Genomic DNA, 13,961 nt, shown 5'->3' on the forward strand with positions numbered 1-13,961 from the left:
CACCCTAAATAAGGTGCTGCTCTGACATATATTCGGGCTTAACTGACTTTCAGCGCCCCTAATGAGTTTCGAACCTAGCCACCCAAAAAGTAGAATACACCCACGCGGCATTGAATGCCTTGCCTATAACGGGTTTAACTAGGTAGGTTTGACCTTTTGTTCATCGTTATGTTTACAGCAATGAGAATATGGCTATCAAGGGCTCATAAACACCCACTCGGGCTCGAGGCCCTTGTCACGACCGGGCTCCTTAATAGCCATAATTTGAGTCATGATTGCGCCTCACTTTGTGTATATTGGGCTTTATAAGGTTCATTTCTTTGTAGCAATATCCACATTAAGCGAGCCAATCGGTGGGCCGTGGCCACCACCGCTTTATTTTTACCGCGACGTTCTACCAATGCGTTGATCCATTTGTTTAAATCATCCTGCTTTTTGTGCGCATGATTGACCACTGTACGGGCACCATGAATGAGTTGTTTTCTTAGATAACGATCACCTCGTTTGGTGATCCCTCCCATCTTATTGGTTTCACCCGAAGCATATTGACGTGGTGTGATCCCAAGCCACACAGCCAACTCCTTTTTATTAGAAAATGCTTGCCCTTTATCTATTGTGGCACTCAATGCCGATGCGTTGATAATCCCAATTCCGGGGATGGATTGGATAATTTGAGCAGCTTGGCTCTGTTCATTAAACTGCTTAAATTGTGCCTCTACATTTTTAATATTGGCGTCTAACTTTTGCATTTCTTCATAAACGTCTCTGAGGAGTAGATTTAAAGCTCCATGTAAATTACGGTTGAGCAGATCAGCAATGGTTGCACGAAAAGACTTTAAGCTCTTCTTGATGACGATGCCAAATTCAAGTAACAAACCACATGTTTGGTTGATGCAGGCGGTTCGATTATGTATGAGCCGCTCCCGATAGCGATGTAGTGCTAGGATTGCTTGTTGATGCTCTGTTTTTACAGGAACAAAGCGAATGTTAGGTCGAAGGCTCGCTTCATAAATCGCCATACAATCATTTTTATCGTTTTTATTGCCACGGACAAAAGGGGTAACATGTTGCGCAGGGATAAGCTGAACTTGGTGCCCAGCTTGTAAGCAGTACCGCCCCCAATAATGAGACGTTGAGCATGATTCCATAACAACATTACAAGCAGGTAATTGGGTCAATGTTTGCAAGAGCTTTGCTCTATCTAACCTTCTGGAAAAACATTTATTACCTTGCTTATCAAACGATAAAAGTTGGAATACATTTTTTGCTAGATCAATTGAAAGCGTGCTAACGTTATTCATGATGGACTCTCCTAATAACTGTGTTTGCAACTATCAGTTTGGCGCATTGACGCCGATTTGGGAGCGTCCATCTCATCATCCATCACGATTAGCAAGCGGCGATATCCACGACACCCGCTGCTTAACAGATAATTTTTTTCAGAATCGTTTAATCAGTTGTGACTTTAAAGAAGAGAAACACTCAGGACGGATGATCCAATATTTGGGTGAGGTGTAGTAAGCATCTATAGTCGAGGGTGTAATGCTAAAGGTTTTGCTGTTGATTTTGTTGAATAAATAAAATAAAAAAGAAACTTATATCTATTAGTCATATTTCGTGTATAGTGGGTGACTCAATAAGTTACCTATTAATGTAACATTTAGTTCAAGTTCTTCTCAGTTTCCTTTCGAACCAGTTCGTCATATATGCTCTGCGATATCTTTTCCTTTATTACATACTTAGTAACTAATATTTTTTAATATATCGAGGTATATATGTCTAGCAAGATTTTAGGTTCAGTAAAATGGTTTAATGAGTTAAAAGGTTTTGGCTTTATTACACCAGAAAATGGTAGTCCAGATGTTTTTGTTCACTTTAAATCAATTGTAAGCGAAGGCTTTAAAACACTGAATGAAGGTCAAAAAGTGGCCTTTGATGTTGAGCAGGGGGCTAAAGGTCCAAATGCTGCTAACGTTACTTTAGTATAAGTGGCGAATAGACTGGAGAGGACTTCCAGTCAATATCCATCTCTCAAAGTAAAAGTCCATTTCAATATTAACACCATAATTTCATAAAACTCCATTTAATCGATGTGCGTTTTTTAACTCACATAGAAAGGGAGTTTTATGCGTTTTCGTTCATATTATTTTGTTTTGAGAGGTAGGATTTTAAATTGAAAAAGCAGTCGAAAAAAAAGAGTGGCGAAGACGCGGCTCTTGATAAAATTAAGTCAAATAATATTCACGTTGTAAGAAGAAAAATCGAAGATATTCTGTCTGAACGAGAGCGAAAGAAATTATTGGGGCTTTGATTTAAAGAGAAGTGAGTTATGGCTAGACCAAGAAGACAAAGTAGTAAAAAAACACGGAAAGAGGATTTTGAAGGTAAACTTGAACAAGTGGTAGGTGAATATCGTCAAGCAAAAGAAGTGCTTGATGCTCTTGCGGAAGATACGGTTGAGTATAGCGAGCAGAAAGATAAGTGTGACAAGCTCTTTGCGCGTGCTGAACGTTTCATCAATAGGCAGTCTTAAGACTCATAAACTTCAACATTAAAGAAAATGACAAGGCATGTATCTGCCTTTAATCCCGCTTTAAATTTGCTTATCTTAGTTGCAAAGTTCAAGGAATGAACCAAAAGCTAATATAGAAAAGTTAGCGTTTATCTTAACCAACTCATCTGAACAAACCCTACATTAGTTCGTTCATCTAAACCACTTCTTTGTTTGTATAAATAAGGGTAGTGGATCATGCTTACACTAGTTTTTATACACTTCCCTCTGATTCTATGACCAAAATTCTCGGCGCTCCACGAGGATGAGCAACATGCTCAGTGCCAATTGATGCATAAAAAATATCACCAATTTGCAACAGGGCTGATTGCTCAATACCATTCTCTTTATAAAACATGTCAACAACACCATCTAACACGACAAAGACTTCTTCACCGTCATTAACATGCCACCTTATAAGGCTGATCAGAACGTTAGTTTATAAGTCGAGTGTACTCACAAACTAGGTTGGGTTTTGGCGAAGCTTATCTTGGAGCGGGGTAATTCGGAGGCGTTTACCTTTGATACACGTCGAAAAAGGTGCCTTTTATCGCATCAAAATGGAAGTCTAGGGATTTTCCCTTCTAAAGTAACATCGAACCCCATCTAGCTATATATCGATATTCAAGTTTGGAAGTCCTGATATAACTAAAATGGGGGGTTATCTTCTGCAAAGTCAATCAAGCAAAACAAGATAATTGCGGCTCTCCCAACGAATTTCAAGTCAGCTTGAATGTAATACTATGTAATATCATCATGAACGGCCTTGTGTTAATTTTTTTATATATTTGTTAGTCATTGCGGTCAACAGTACGTTGGCAGTTAATCAGGGGCGGTTTGTTATGGTAAATGTAGTCCAAGTTATTTTATTTCTCTCATGTCTTAGCTCTTTCGTCGTTGCAAAAGAGGCTAACAGTACTCAACAATTACCTGATGGGTATATATATTCTGGGCAGGGTGACCCTATAACCAAAAGGCGACCAGAACCAACCACTATCGAAGTTTTGATTAATAAAAAATACTTTGAAATTTGTGAAGAAGAGCTTGGTCAAATCCCTGTTGAACAGGTTGACTGCACGTTGGCTCAGCCGATCCCTATGACCAGGACTATGGCAGACGGTTCAGTTGTTTCTCTGAACCGCCACAACATACCAGCAAGTATTCCAAGGTTTGGTAGTGGAAGTGAGCAAGTCAGTTTTAATAGTAGTGGTTTTGCTGATGTTACAACTTGTGATAAGCCCAGTGCTATATTTCGCGATATGAAAAATGTTGGCTGTGTTCCTGGTGACAGAATCAAATACATTAATAATGTATTGGCTAATGGTAATAAAGTTGATTGGGTTTATATATGTAGAAAAAACAACAAAATAATGGATGACCCACATCTTTATAATGAGCTTGGCATGATAGGTTACAACAGAGATACTGGGAAAACCTGTTTTTTTGCTGGTCAGCCAACATTAGAAGCGGAAGTTAAGGGGAAATGGATCTTAACTTCTGTGAATGAACAAACGGAGGAAAGCAGTACAAAAATTGAAAATATAGCGGCTATTCCTCTGGTTACTGGTAAGGAAATTCCACCGCCAAACTTTACCGACTTTGATCCCGAGTCGGTCAAACATTGGTCATTACCTGTTGGTGGTTGTGTCGGCTGTCATTCTCAGGGACCATTTGTACGTTTTCCTTTTACAGAGCCCGTTGCTTGTGCTGTCGATCCTAAAACTCAATCCTGCTCTCAGCATTACAACAGCATAAAGGAATGTGAAGTGGCTAGGGAAAATATGCCTCGTCGCGAGCGCCTAAATACCAAGTGTGAAAGTGTTATCCCAAAGCGTCGACCCGGTATGTTGTACGATCCTATATCACCGTTTGATCAGAAAGGAGAGCTTGCAGCTTATATAAATGAGTTAGCTCAATCTGAAGGTTTTGACATCGGAGATAAGTATTATAACAACTTGATGGCGGCTAAATGGAATCACCCGATGCGATTAATGGACGAGGAAGCCAAGCCTTGTACCGTTTGTCATGCCATCGGTAACGCTGACTACGGTGATCGATTTGTGCACGCAGGCTTTGTACTTGGGCAGCTAAACCCTGATGATGTTAAAAAGTATCACATTCGCTCAAAACTTTACTTAAGTAATGTTTCCAAGTCATTGAGAAACGAAGGCTTTCACGACAAGAAAGTACTAACCGATGGGTTACTGCCGCTTAGGCTTGGGTACGATTCAGTGGCTGAACGAAACGCCGAGCGCGAGAAACAAAGCATCGCTCGTTATATCAAGGCGATAAAACACATCAAAGGTTGTTCTGCGAAAGACAATAACTGTTCATGGGACGAACACTGGACTATGACCAGGGTAAAAGAACAACCGCTTAAATATCTCCAGGACCATTGTAGCTTCTGCCATACCAGCGATATGGCTTCACCTAGATTGGTCACGGAAACCGACTTTAAGCGGCTCGAAAATCGTGATCGGATCATTAACCGTTTATATGAAACCGTCAACCCTATGCCGCCAAGTGGGCAGTTTCCCGATGATGTAAAAGCCGTTCTAACAGAATACTTGCGTGCAAAATAAAGGGGTAAAGATATGGATACCGAATTAAAAAGACAGATCAAAAACAGTATTGAAGATAAACGAGCTGACATAATAGAACTGATTGAACTCGGTCGAGATCTTGCGACAGATGAGCCAGAACATATTAATCATGGCCCCAATACTTCAATGGGAGTGCCCAAAAATACCTTACCTAAGTGGGACGATATTCAGTTGTTAACTGCCCAACTCGCAAAAAAACCGCTATTTGACGGAGAAACCGTCGATACTCAGCTGGTTATTGGTCCCAGAGCTAAAAGCCCTTTAGTGTTGGATATACCCATGTTTGTTTCAGACATGAGTTATGGTGCCTTATCAAAAAACGCTAAAATAGCGTTAGCTAAAGGAGCAAACTACGCAGGAACTGGCATTTGCTCTGGCGAAGGAGGAATACTGCCAGAGGAACTGGCCGCCAATAATCGTTACCTGTTTGAAATGGGGACTGCTCGAAACGGTATTAAGCCAGGTAAAGAAGCAGAGTTTTTTGAAAAATATAACGGCAAAGTTAAAGCCTTCCACTTTAAAGGCGGGCAAGCCGCAAAAACGGGTACTGGCGGTCATTTGCCAGGCGCTAAAGTTACGAAGGAGATTGCTGAGGTGCGTCATATTACGGAAGGCCAAACAGCAATCTCTCCTCCTACCTACGAGGACTTTACAAGTCCGGGTGAATTCAAAGACTTTGCTGACCTGATAAGGGAAGGGCTGGGCGGCGTACCCATTGGTTTTAAAATCAGCGCAAACCATATTGAACGTGATATTCAGTTTGCTTTGGATGCCACTGCTGATTACATCATCCTTGATGGTCGAGGCGGCAGTACAGGTTCTGCACCCAATATATTTAGAGATCATATTTCTGTTCCAACTATTCCTGCGCTAGCCCGAGCAAGAAATTATCTTGATGCTCAGGGGATGAAAAAGGGAGCCTCAGATTCAGTAACCCTAATCATCACAGGTGGGCTAAGGGTCCCGGCTGATTTTATCAAAGCGATGGCGCTAGGAGCGGATGGTATTGCTTTATCAAACAGTGTGCTGCAGGCAATCGGTTGTGTTGGCGCAAGAATTTGTAATTCAGGTAACTGCCCGGCAGGAATTGCTACTCAGGATCAAAACCTGGTTAATAAACTGAACATAGCTGATAGAGCGGATGATCTGGATAGTTTCTTTTATGCCAGTACACACCTTATGCAAATTATGGCAAGAGCCTGTGGTCACAATTCATTAAGTCAGTTTTCCATGGACGACTTAACCACTTGGCATAAAGAAATATCGGAATTAACCGGTATTGCTTATGCCGGAATTACAAACGATTTTACTCCGGTTGAATTACCCGATAGTGCGGGTAAGCTGGCTTTACATAACCTAATCAGTCAGAGCAAAATAAAAATATCTGCTGTCAAACAGTTGGAAAGCTTTGAGCAACTGTGTAAAGGTGTGACATTAGCGAGCGGCAGTGCACAGGCCTATTTAACACAAAAACAGTATGTTGATGCAGGTTACCCATTAGAAATAGTCCTGAATACCTTAGGTGTTAGAGCATTGATGCGGTTGGTGCCACCTTTAATGAGTGGAAGTGAGCACCGTCCTCACTTGGAACCTTATTACGTAGGGAAATTTCAGATTAGTCAAATAGAATGGCAGCGAGTGACAGGTTCGACACCAAGTGAGTTTAAACTTGATGATAACCCAGTGAATAAAGTAACTCGTCAAGAGTGTGTTGACTTCGCTGCAAAATTGAATAGTGATCTGGTGGGCACTGGTTGGGAAGTTTCTTTGCCAAGTGTAGAAGAATGGATCCATGCTTGCCGTGCAGGTACTACAACACAATATTATTCCGGCTCTCTGCCATTGGACAAACAAGGCAAGGAGTTATCTGGTATGTCCCCAGCACAAGCCCATAGCAATGATATGCTTAGAGTTGGCACAATAGCGCCACCTAATGCTTATGGTTTGTACGATCTTTATAGCTATATTTACGACTTTACCATGACCAACGACTTTTCTGGTCAAGATATCTATTTGCGGGGTGGATACTATGGCGGTTTCTTTGGAAGCGAACAACACAGTGGTTCAGATCCGAATGGACCCGCAGCCAACTTTAAAAGCTTTAGATTGGCCCTAAGATATGTTGGAAAGTAATAACTTTTTGTTGGCATATGTATATGTTTTAACAGGTAATGCCACCAGCTAATTAGTATTAGAGGGGTTCTATGTTACTTTCGAGGGGAAAATCCCTAGAACCCCAAACTGTGGGATTTTTTGCAATATGGGGGTTAGCTTATGAAAAGTTCAAATGTTATCGGGTTTGTTTTAGCTACTTTATTGTTTTTTATTGCTAGCTTTATTGACGGAGAGTTTAATGAACTCTTTTTTAGTATTGCTATTTTGTTGGTTATCTTATCTTTGTTTTACTTTTATAAATCAAAAAATGAATTCTAATGATTAAGTGTTATTCTGGCGAGATTTATAAAGCTTTTTAGGTTTTAGGGCATCGAAGGTGTTAAGCTGACATCCTCCGATACCTCTAGTTGTTCTATGATTTGGTTTGTAGTTTCAATAGTTATAAATTGAATGCGTCAGTAATGCGTAAACGTTTTCCTTTCCATTATTCAGCTGAATAGCCTTCACCAGCAGTAGACAACACGCCCTTTGGAACTTCTCCATATACAGAGTTAATAAGTGTGGTCACAGTTGTATTTGTCGTCTTTGGGTTCGCGTGCAACCAAATTATCTGTGCAGAAGCCGTAATTGGATCAACTGTGTTTCCTTCTTCTCGATTGCGGCAGTTTGAATCAAAACTGGGCCACTTGTCCGACTTCGTATGAATTTGTGTGTTCTGATCCTTGTAACTCCGAAAAGCCTTTACTGGATCACATTTAACAGAAGGTGAAACTCCAGGGGCTCCTCTATCAGTGTGGCTTTTTGAATATGAATCTTGAATCAAATGTAAGACTGACCCTAATGCAGCCATCCGAACCTCATCTTCGTTTTCAATAACCGTACAGCTAGCGGAAATAAACATTCCGTCACACGCTAAGTTGAACGTCGTTGCAACACTGAATCCCTTGAAAGTCTTTTGTTTGCCATTCCAAAGCTCAGTGTTAAATAAACGAGACCAAAAACTAATAGGTCTTTCCTCACACCAGCCTTTTGCTCTTACATTGTCTACCCCAAGCGCTGGTTCAATATTTGGGTATTCACCACTAGACCAGTGGTCGCAATACGGTTGACTAAGGTCGCTTGAACCAAGAGATAGATTGAAAGCAAAATTTGACCATTCGATAACCTTATTCAGAGTCTTCTCGCTTGGTATGCCGTTAGCTGATGCCATGGAGTGTAAAAATTGTAATTCCCCTAAATGACTGGCACAAAGTAATCCGTCATCTGTAATATCAATCTTGTTATCAGGGTCATCATCCAGTCTGCGGTTACAAACACGCTTTATGGTAGCTGCAAATTTGGCTGCGGTTCTATCCTTATTCTGCACTTGCCGTGTCGGATCATCAGACCATCTAATCGACTTTACCAGTTGGTAGTAATCTCTAATCGCCTCCGGATACTTATTGGGCGATGAATATATGTCAATGTTGTTATTCTCTGAAATCTGTGAATTGCATTCGTTCGGCATATTGGTGATTTCAGTTTCATTGATATTTGCTTCGGCCAAACACTGTAAAGCTAATACAGTCATTTTTTCGTGGTTCCGCTCCCATTCGATGCCGACGATTCCTAATTTATCCGTATCAAAGGTGGGGGCGGACTCGTTCTTTACTGCTTTTTTCCCTATTTCATAAGAAAGTGCGGATGTGGTAATAGCAAACAGAACAGCTGAAAACAATGAACAGATGACTTTCATATTTGGTCCCCTAAAAATTAACAAATTTATGATCCTTAAAGTGTCGAAATGAAGGCCGACAAAATGGAGCTCGCTACAGTATAGTAGATTTCGCCATGATTTCAGGCTGTAAATATCTGGTTGTGCAAAGCGAAAATAGCAACATATTTATATTGGCGAATGCAGACCTCAGCGATTGCCTTCTGCATCTAAAAATAACGCGAAGAAACTGCTGTCGTTATCGAAAAAATTTCGAGAATTTAACTCTTATGAATGCTTTAAAGTCCTTATTAAAGTGAAATTGTTATAGCAATTACTTTTGTACGCGATGTTAGTGAGGCTGTCTTTACGATTAGTGTTAAAGTGCTTTGCAAGCGTACAAGTTTACTTAAATGCTTTGGACTAATACCAACAAAATCTAAAAACTTCCGCTCCAGTAGGCGCTTTTTATTGGGATTTGATGATTGTATTAACCGATATATCGTTATCTAGTGCAAAGTAAATATAAAAGTTCACTTATTATTTATCCAACCTCTATATTTTCATTCAGCGCAAAAGCGCTTGTTTGACCTGCACTTCTCACATTGTTTCCCCTATGAGTTCTCCTGACAGTGCTGTGTTTATGTAACTTCTGTAACCGCAGAGTTTGCGAAAGAGCGTGTAGGCCATTTCTGTCACCAGCTTTCGATCATCTACGTTTGTTAGCTTCAACGCCACAATTTCACCTATGTGATTGACGATCAAATGCAGTGTAAATCTAAACGATCAGACCATGGTGCCTTTGCTATCCTGAGCAATGCTTTCAAATACCTTATTTCTCTTGGCGCGAATGACGTGACAGACCCTCGCAATAGGTTTCAACTAACTTATTCACGCTCGTTTCTTTTGGTCGAATGAACTGGTCAGGAAGTGAGCTATTCGTTCCTTTGATTTTTTAAATTCTTATCCGAAGTCAAGATTAAGTTAAATTGGCTAGGCTTAACTTATGACTCTATTGCTGGATAGTACTTATTAAGCCAGTCTAATTCTGCTAACTCTGAGTAATCTTGTTGCAACGTTTGCTCTCTAGTTTGATGTCTAAAGTTTCTTTTTAGACTTATTAAGTAGCTTGAATACATTTTTGCAACGCGTTCCATTGAGTAGTTGTTTTCAGCCCATTCTCTACAATGTTTTGAAGAAATTTTATCTATATTTTTGGTTGCCCAGTAAAACTGCTCTTCGTTACGACACCTAAATCCTGTGAGGCCATGTAGATTATTTTCTGGAATGCCGCCCCAATCACTAGAAATTACAGGTGTACCACTCAACATGGCTTCGATCATAACGCCCCCAAACACTTCAAGAACAATAGTTGGCAGAAAGAGAGCTTTGGCCTTTTTAAGTAAATGCTTTCTTTTATTTAAATCAGCATAACCCACAAACTCAACATGGCTTGGAATTGTTTTATAACTTAGGTGATTGATATCTCCCGGACCTGCGACAATAAGCTTAGCGTTGGCTTTTCTCGTTGCTTCAACAGCTATTACTAAACCTTTATTGGGATCCATCCTACCAAGATATAAAAAATAGTTATCTTTAGCTTCACAGTATTCGAAATCATCACAATCAAAATAGTTTGGTATTACTGCGTCGTAACGTTTGGGATGTGTTATCCCCAATTGACCGTAAACATAGCTCATATGAGCATATGACTCGAATATTTTAAAAGGAGCAAAACATCCCTTGCCATCGTAGCCGATGCCTGGTTCTATGATGAAACATTTTTCCTCGAACATGGATACCGCTTCTTCCATACTATTACCCCAAAAGCATAAAATAGCGTCTCCAGCTTCAACTCTAATTTCTAGTTCTCGTTGAACATTTTGTTTAAATTTATGATGAGCGATGTCCAATGTGCTGTGATTGCAATAACTATCTTGCCAACTTTTACCGCCGTATGCTTTAGTTAAAATGTCGTCGGTCGTCACAGTTACATGTTCATGGCAGTCAACCTCTGATCGTTCATGACCATAATGAATGATCTTAAAAAAAGGTTTCATCATTTTGCAGAATTTGACGACTTTTTGCGTGAAGGCGCAAAACAGATAGTCCTGATTTGTTGTTACGGTATGAGGGGGGGCTAGTACATGCAATATCATTTGTGTTCTTCCATTATTTTGTTGTTTTTATTGGATTCGAAAGTTCTTAAAGATAGAAGGTGAAAATTTGCATGGTAAATCTGCAGAAAATTCTTTCCCTTCAACAGTTAGGACACCTCTCGTAGAGCATGACTTATTATAGCTATCTAAAAGCAAATATCCGTCGCTTCGAATATCCAGCGAATTTATCTTTTCGATATATCCGTTTGCTTTTTCGAAACTCGATGGACAACTGGAATGTTGGTATATTCTTACTCGCTCTTCGCGAGTTTCGAATGAAAAAAAGCCATCACATGCCGACGTCATAAAATGTCTAAAAATTGCTTTTTTTAATATGTGGTTAGGAGTGGATTTATTAATTATTATTTCACCGATTAGCTGCTGATAGCTTTTTATTATCGCTTCTTCGGGTGGGGGAGTTGAGTTGCCAGAAGTGAGCGCACCTAACGCCGTTTTACTTTCAGGAGATATATTACTCACGAAGTGATTGAGACTATTTTCTCGAGTGTTAAGAAGTTTTTGTCGCCAGTAGTGAAAAAATTGTTTTTCCCCAATTAAGTGATGTAAAAATGCATGTCCGCAGCTATAGCGGCCTGGCCAATACTGCGTTCCCGGTATTACCTTATAGCTATGCTCAAGCGAACAGGTGAGCTTTTGAAGATTATTTTGTGTGTCAAACTGCTCCCTATCGATGAGCTTTAAATTGAGCTTGGCTATATTAGCTGCGAATTCAGCACCACCTTCGCTAAGCCAGTGAGGTTCATGACTGTCATTACTTGTCCAAATATGGAATACTTCGTGAGCGATAAATTGTTCTAGGTGTTGAGCAATAGCAGGGCTAAAATTGAGGTAACGTTTACCACCAAACCTTAAGACAAAAGTGTTACCATTATGCACTCCGCCATCATAAAAATCAGACTCTGGACTCTCGAAGCTTGCAACAATGGTTAACTTTTTATCATTTGATAGTGCTAATTCTTTACTGTAATAACTGTGAAACTTTTTGAAATTTTCAGTTATCAGATCACTTAGCCATTGTGGTAGATTATCATTGAAGATGAAGTTGAATTTACTTTTCTTACTGACGAGCACTGATTCTTCGTTAAAGTTAAATATTAAAAAGTTATTTTTCTTCTCTACACTTACCAGTTTTTTGTCTTTTTCTGCGAAAAAAGTGATGCAATTTTCTTCTAAACTTTCCCATTCGTCATCTGGCTTTATTTTCATTGCAATTGGAGTGATTGCGGTCATGAATACGCCATGAGAGTCTCCTAAATTCACGTATGGCGCGTATGTTGCGTTAATATACTTATTTAAGGGGGATAGAAGGAATGAGGTAGTTAAGCCTTTCTCATTCATTAGAACTATGTTACTACTATGATGAGCTATATTTTCCCTCTGGTTAATATTTAAAAATGCAGATTCTGTTTCTTTCGATGCGTTGAGTTTCAATGCAGTGTAAGGTTTGCTAGCTCGATATTCGACCTGCAATCCTTTTGGGCTTTGTTTAAGTATTAATTTTACAGGAAAAGTACAGCTCTCTTTTGCGAAACTAGAGAATGAAAGTATCATCGAACTAAAAAATATAAAAATCTTAATCATTTTACTTCCCTTCTATAATTTTAAGGATTTCATCTTTAGGATAGCCATTGGAGACTAAATGCTGAGTAATTTCAAAATATAATGCACTTATTGCCTCGCAAAACACGGATGGGTTATTAAACCCGTTGTTTTTACTGTATCTATTTTCTAAGTCTCCGCCTCTGCAGAGCTTCTCCCATACACAGTCTTTACAGCCTTCAGGTGTTTCTTTGTAAATTTTATCTATCTCTTTAAAAATTTCGTGTTCCAAAAATGATCTTAATGTGGTTTCTTTTACGTTGCTTGTTGGCGCCATTTTTCGCCATTCACTCGTTGGAATGAATGAATCATCAATGGTTATCGTTCCATCTGATTGAATACAAATTATTTGATTGTTTATTATTTCTTTTCGATCATATGGTCTATTGTCTCCTCCTTCCCTCTTTTGAAATATTCTAAATTTGTCTTCAATTTGACGTGTTGAAAAATTATTAGTTTCTCTCCAAAGATTAAAAATATCGAGCACTGCTTTTTTATAATCATTGATTGTTGTATTGTTAGGGAATGGGTCGTCATGACTTATATCTGGGAACAAGAAGCTTAAATTTTTTATATTTAAATCTTCAACTAAGTGCTCAGTGATTTTTTTATAGTCAAAGGTGCCATTTAATACGCTAATGACACCAGGCTGAGTAAGTCGTCCTTCGGAGGCCGCCTTGGTTATAAGTTCAGTGCCCGCCTTTATTTTGTCATAAGAGCCTTTACCATTGTGGTCGATTCTGAATTTATCATTGAAGCTCTTTGGGCCATCAATACTTAAGCCTGGACTCACCTGATATTTCTCGAAGAGCGTAATCCACTCTTCAGTAACTAGAGTTACATTAGTTTGTACTGATAACTTCAACTGGGTATGCTCAGACAGCCCTTTACTTAGTTTTTCACATAAATCTGAAAACTTTTTAAGCGGGAGCATCAAAGGCTCCCCACCATGTAAAGCTATCTCGATAACAGAAATCTTTATTTCTTTTAATGAACGAAGGAGGAAGTCAATTAAGTCATCAACGGTTTTGCCTGAAATTAATGCAGGTCTATCTTTGTAAGAATCATCGCCACCAAAAAAATAATAGCAATATGTACATGCTAAATTACATCTTTCAGATACTTTTAATATAACCTGCAATCTATCTATAGACTTTAGCATTATTATCTCTTTCTATTTTTAGGCTAAAAGTAGCCCATGCTTTTGCATTACATGGGCA

The 13,961-nt window shown here is 39.3% G+C and carries 10 protein-coding genes and 3 pseudogenes; 6 read left to right on the top strand and 7 right to left on the bottom strand.

What is annotated here, in order from left to right:
* Positions 1 to 269: 269 nt before the first annotated feature.
* A complete protein-coding gene (locus PNC201_RS21000) occupies positions 270 to 1,301 on the bottom strand; it encodes an IS110 family transposase (protein WP_102056325.1) in 1,032 nt (343 codons plus the stop codon).
* On the opposite strand from PNC201_RS21000, the gene PNC201_RS21005 reads away from it, so the two are divergent.
* The 3 genes from PNC201_RS21005 to PNC201_RS21015 all read left to right on the top strand — a co-directional run bounded on the left by PNC201_RS21005 (position 1,300) and on the right by PNC201_RS21015 (position 2,533).
* Positions 1,300 to 1,518, top strand: a complete 219-nt coding sequence (locus tag PNC201_RS21005; protein ID WP_102058310.1) for a hypothetical protein — start codon at positions 1,300 to 1,302, stop codon at positions 1,516 to 1,518. The two genes, PNC201_RS21000 and PNC201_RS21005, sit on opposite strands and share 2 nt — an antisense overlap.
* A 257-nt stretch (positions 1,519 to 1,775) precedes the next feature.
* Positions 1,776 to 1,988 (top strand): transcription antiterminator/RNA stability regulator CspE, encoded by a 213-nt coding sequence (gene cspE, locus PNC201_RS21010; protein WP_102058311.1) that lies wholly within the window; start codon positions 1,776 to 1,778, stop codon positions 1,986 to 1,988.
* Between the two features lie 341 nt (positions 1,989 to 2,329).
* Positions 2,330 to 2,533 (top strand): hypothetical protein, encoded by a 204-nt coding sequence (locus PNC201_RS21015; RefSeq protein ID WP_102058312.1) that lies wholly within the window; start codon positions 2,330 to 2,332, stop codon positions 2,531 to 2,533.
* A 232-nt stretch (positions 2,534 to 2,765) separates the two neighbouring features.
* Here the strand turns inward: PNC201_RS21015 and PNC201_RS21020 are convergent.
* Positions 2,766 to 2,982, bottom strand: a pseudogene (locus tag PNC201_RS21020) (cupin); the annotation flags it as partial.
* Positions 2,983 to 3,393: 411 nt separating this feature from the next.
* On the opposite strand from PNC201_RS21020, the gene PNC201_RS21025 reads away from it, so the two are divergent.
* The 3 genes and pseudogenes from PNC201_RS21025 (at position 3,394) to PNC201_RS23755 (ending at position 7,287) form a co-directional block, all read left to right on the top strand.
* Positions 3,394 to 5,133 carry a hypothetical protein gene (locus PNC201_RS21025; RefSeq protein ID WP_102058313.1) on the top strand — a complete coding sequence of 580 codons (1,740 nt, stop codon included), beginning with the start codon at positions 3,394 to 3,396 and terminating at the stop codon, positions 5,131 to 5,133.
* 12 nt (positions 5,134 to 5,145) lie between these two features.
* A pseudogene (locus tag PNC201_RS23750) lies at positions 5,146 to 6,450 on the top strand (FMN-binding glutamate synthase family protein); the annotation flags it as partial.
* Positions 6,451 to 6,711: 261 nt separating this feature from the next.
* The gene (locus PNC201_RS23755; RefSeq protein ID WP_442793317.1) at positions 6,712 to 7,287 is read left to right on the top strand and encodes a formylglycine-generating enzyme family protein; all 576 of its coding nucleotides are present in this window, start codon (positions 6,712 to 6,714) and stop codon (positions 7,285 to 7,287) included.
* A 466-nt stretch (positions 7,288 to 7,753) separates the two neighbouring features.
* Here the strand turns inward: PNC201_RS23755 and PNC201_RS21035 are convergent, their stop codons facing one another.
* The 5 genes and pseudogenes from PNC201_RS21035 to PNC201_RS21060 form a co-directional block, all read right to left on the bottom strand.
* Positions 7,754 to 9,004 carry a hypothetical protein gene (locus tag PNC201_RS21035; protein ID WP_102058314.1) on the bottom strand — a complete coding sequence of 417 codons (1,251 nt, stop codon included), beginning with the start codon at positions 9,002 to 9,004 and terminating at the stop codon, positions 7,754 to 7,756.
* A 573-nt stretch (positions 9,005 to 9,577) separates the two neighbouring features.
* Positions 9,578 to 9,826 (bottom strand): annotated as a pseudogene (locus tag PNC201_RS23575) (transposase); the annotation flags it as partial.
* A 140-nt stretch (positions 9,827 to 9,966) separates the two neighbouring features.
* Positions 9,967 to 11,121, bottom strand: coding sequence for a glycosyltransferase (locus PNC201_RS21050; RefSeq protein WP_010603839.1), 1,155 nt, complete (start codon positions 11,119 to 11,121; stop codon positions 9,967 to 9,969).
* A gap of 27 nt (positions 11,122 to 11,148) precedes the next feature.
* Positions 11,149 to 12,723: a hypothetical protein gene (locus PNC201_RS21055; RefSeq protein ID WP_102058315.1), complete on the bottom strand. Its 1,575-nt coding sequence runs from the start codon at positions 12,721 to 12,723 to the stop codon at positions 11,149 to 11,151.
* 1 nt (position 12,724) lies between these two features.
* Positions 12,725 to 13,903, bottom strand: coding sequence for a radical SAM protein (locus tag PNC201_RS21060; protein ID WP_010603837.1), 1,179 nt, complete (start codon positions 13,901 to 13,903; stop codon positions 12,725 to 12,727).
* Positions 13,904 to 13,961 lie beyond the last annotated feature (58 nt).

This window comes from Pseudoalteromonas sp. NC201, from assembly GCF_002850255.1.
Taxonomy (GTDB): Bacteria; Pseudomonadota; Gammaproteobacteria; order Enterobacterales; family Alteromonadaceae; genus Pseudoalteromonas.

What these genes read in the sequence shown, in the direction of transcription:
- PNC201_RS21005 (WP_102058310.1), top strand. Translation starts at nt 1,300, where the DNA reads ATGATGGACTCTCCTAATAACTGTGTTTGCAACTATCAGTTTGGCGCA.
- PNC201_RS23755 (WP_442793317.1), top strand. Translation starts at nt 6,712, where the DNA reads ATGAGTGGAAGTGAGCACCGTCCTCACTTGGAACCTTATTACGTAGGG.
- PNC201_RS21055 (WP_102058315.1), bottom strand. Translation starts at nt 12,723, where the DNA reads ATGATTAAGATTTTTATATTTTTTAGTTCGATGATACTTTCATTCTCT.
- PNC201_RS21050 (WP_010603839.1), bottom strand. Translation starts at nt 11,121, where the DNA reads ATGATATTGCATGTACTAGCCCCCCCTCATACCGTAACAACAAATCAG.
- PNC201_RS21060 (WP_010603837.1), bottom strand. Translation starts at nt 13,903, where the DNA reads ATGCTAAAGTCTATAGATAGATTGCAGGTTATATTAAAAGTATCTGAA.
- PNC201_RS21035 (WP_102058314.1), bottom strand. Translation starts at nt 9,004, where the DNA reads ATGAAAGTCATCTGTTCATTGTTTTCAGCTGTTCTGTTTGCTATTACC.
- PNC201_RS21000 (WP_102056325.1), bottom strand. Translation starts at nt 1,301, where the DNA reads ATGAATAACGTTAGCACGCTTTCAATTGATCTAGCAAAAAATGTATTC.
- cspE (WP_102058311.1), top strand. Translation starts at nt 1,776, where the DNA reads ATGTCTAGCAAGATTTTAGGTTCAGTAAAATGGTTTAATGAGTTAAAA.
- PNC201_RS21025 (WP_102058313.1), top strand. Translation starts at nt 3,394, where the DNA reads ATGGTAAATGTAGTCCAAGTTATTTTATTTCTCTCATGTCTTAGCTCT.
- PNC201_RS21015 (WP_102058312.1), top strand. Translation starts at nt 2,330, where the DNA reads ATGGCTAGACCAAGAAGACAAAGTAGTAAAAAAACACGGAAAGAGGAT.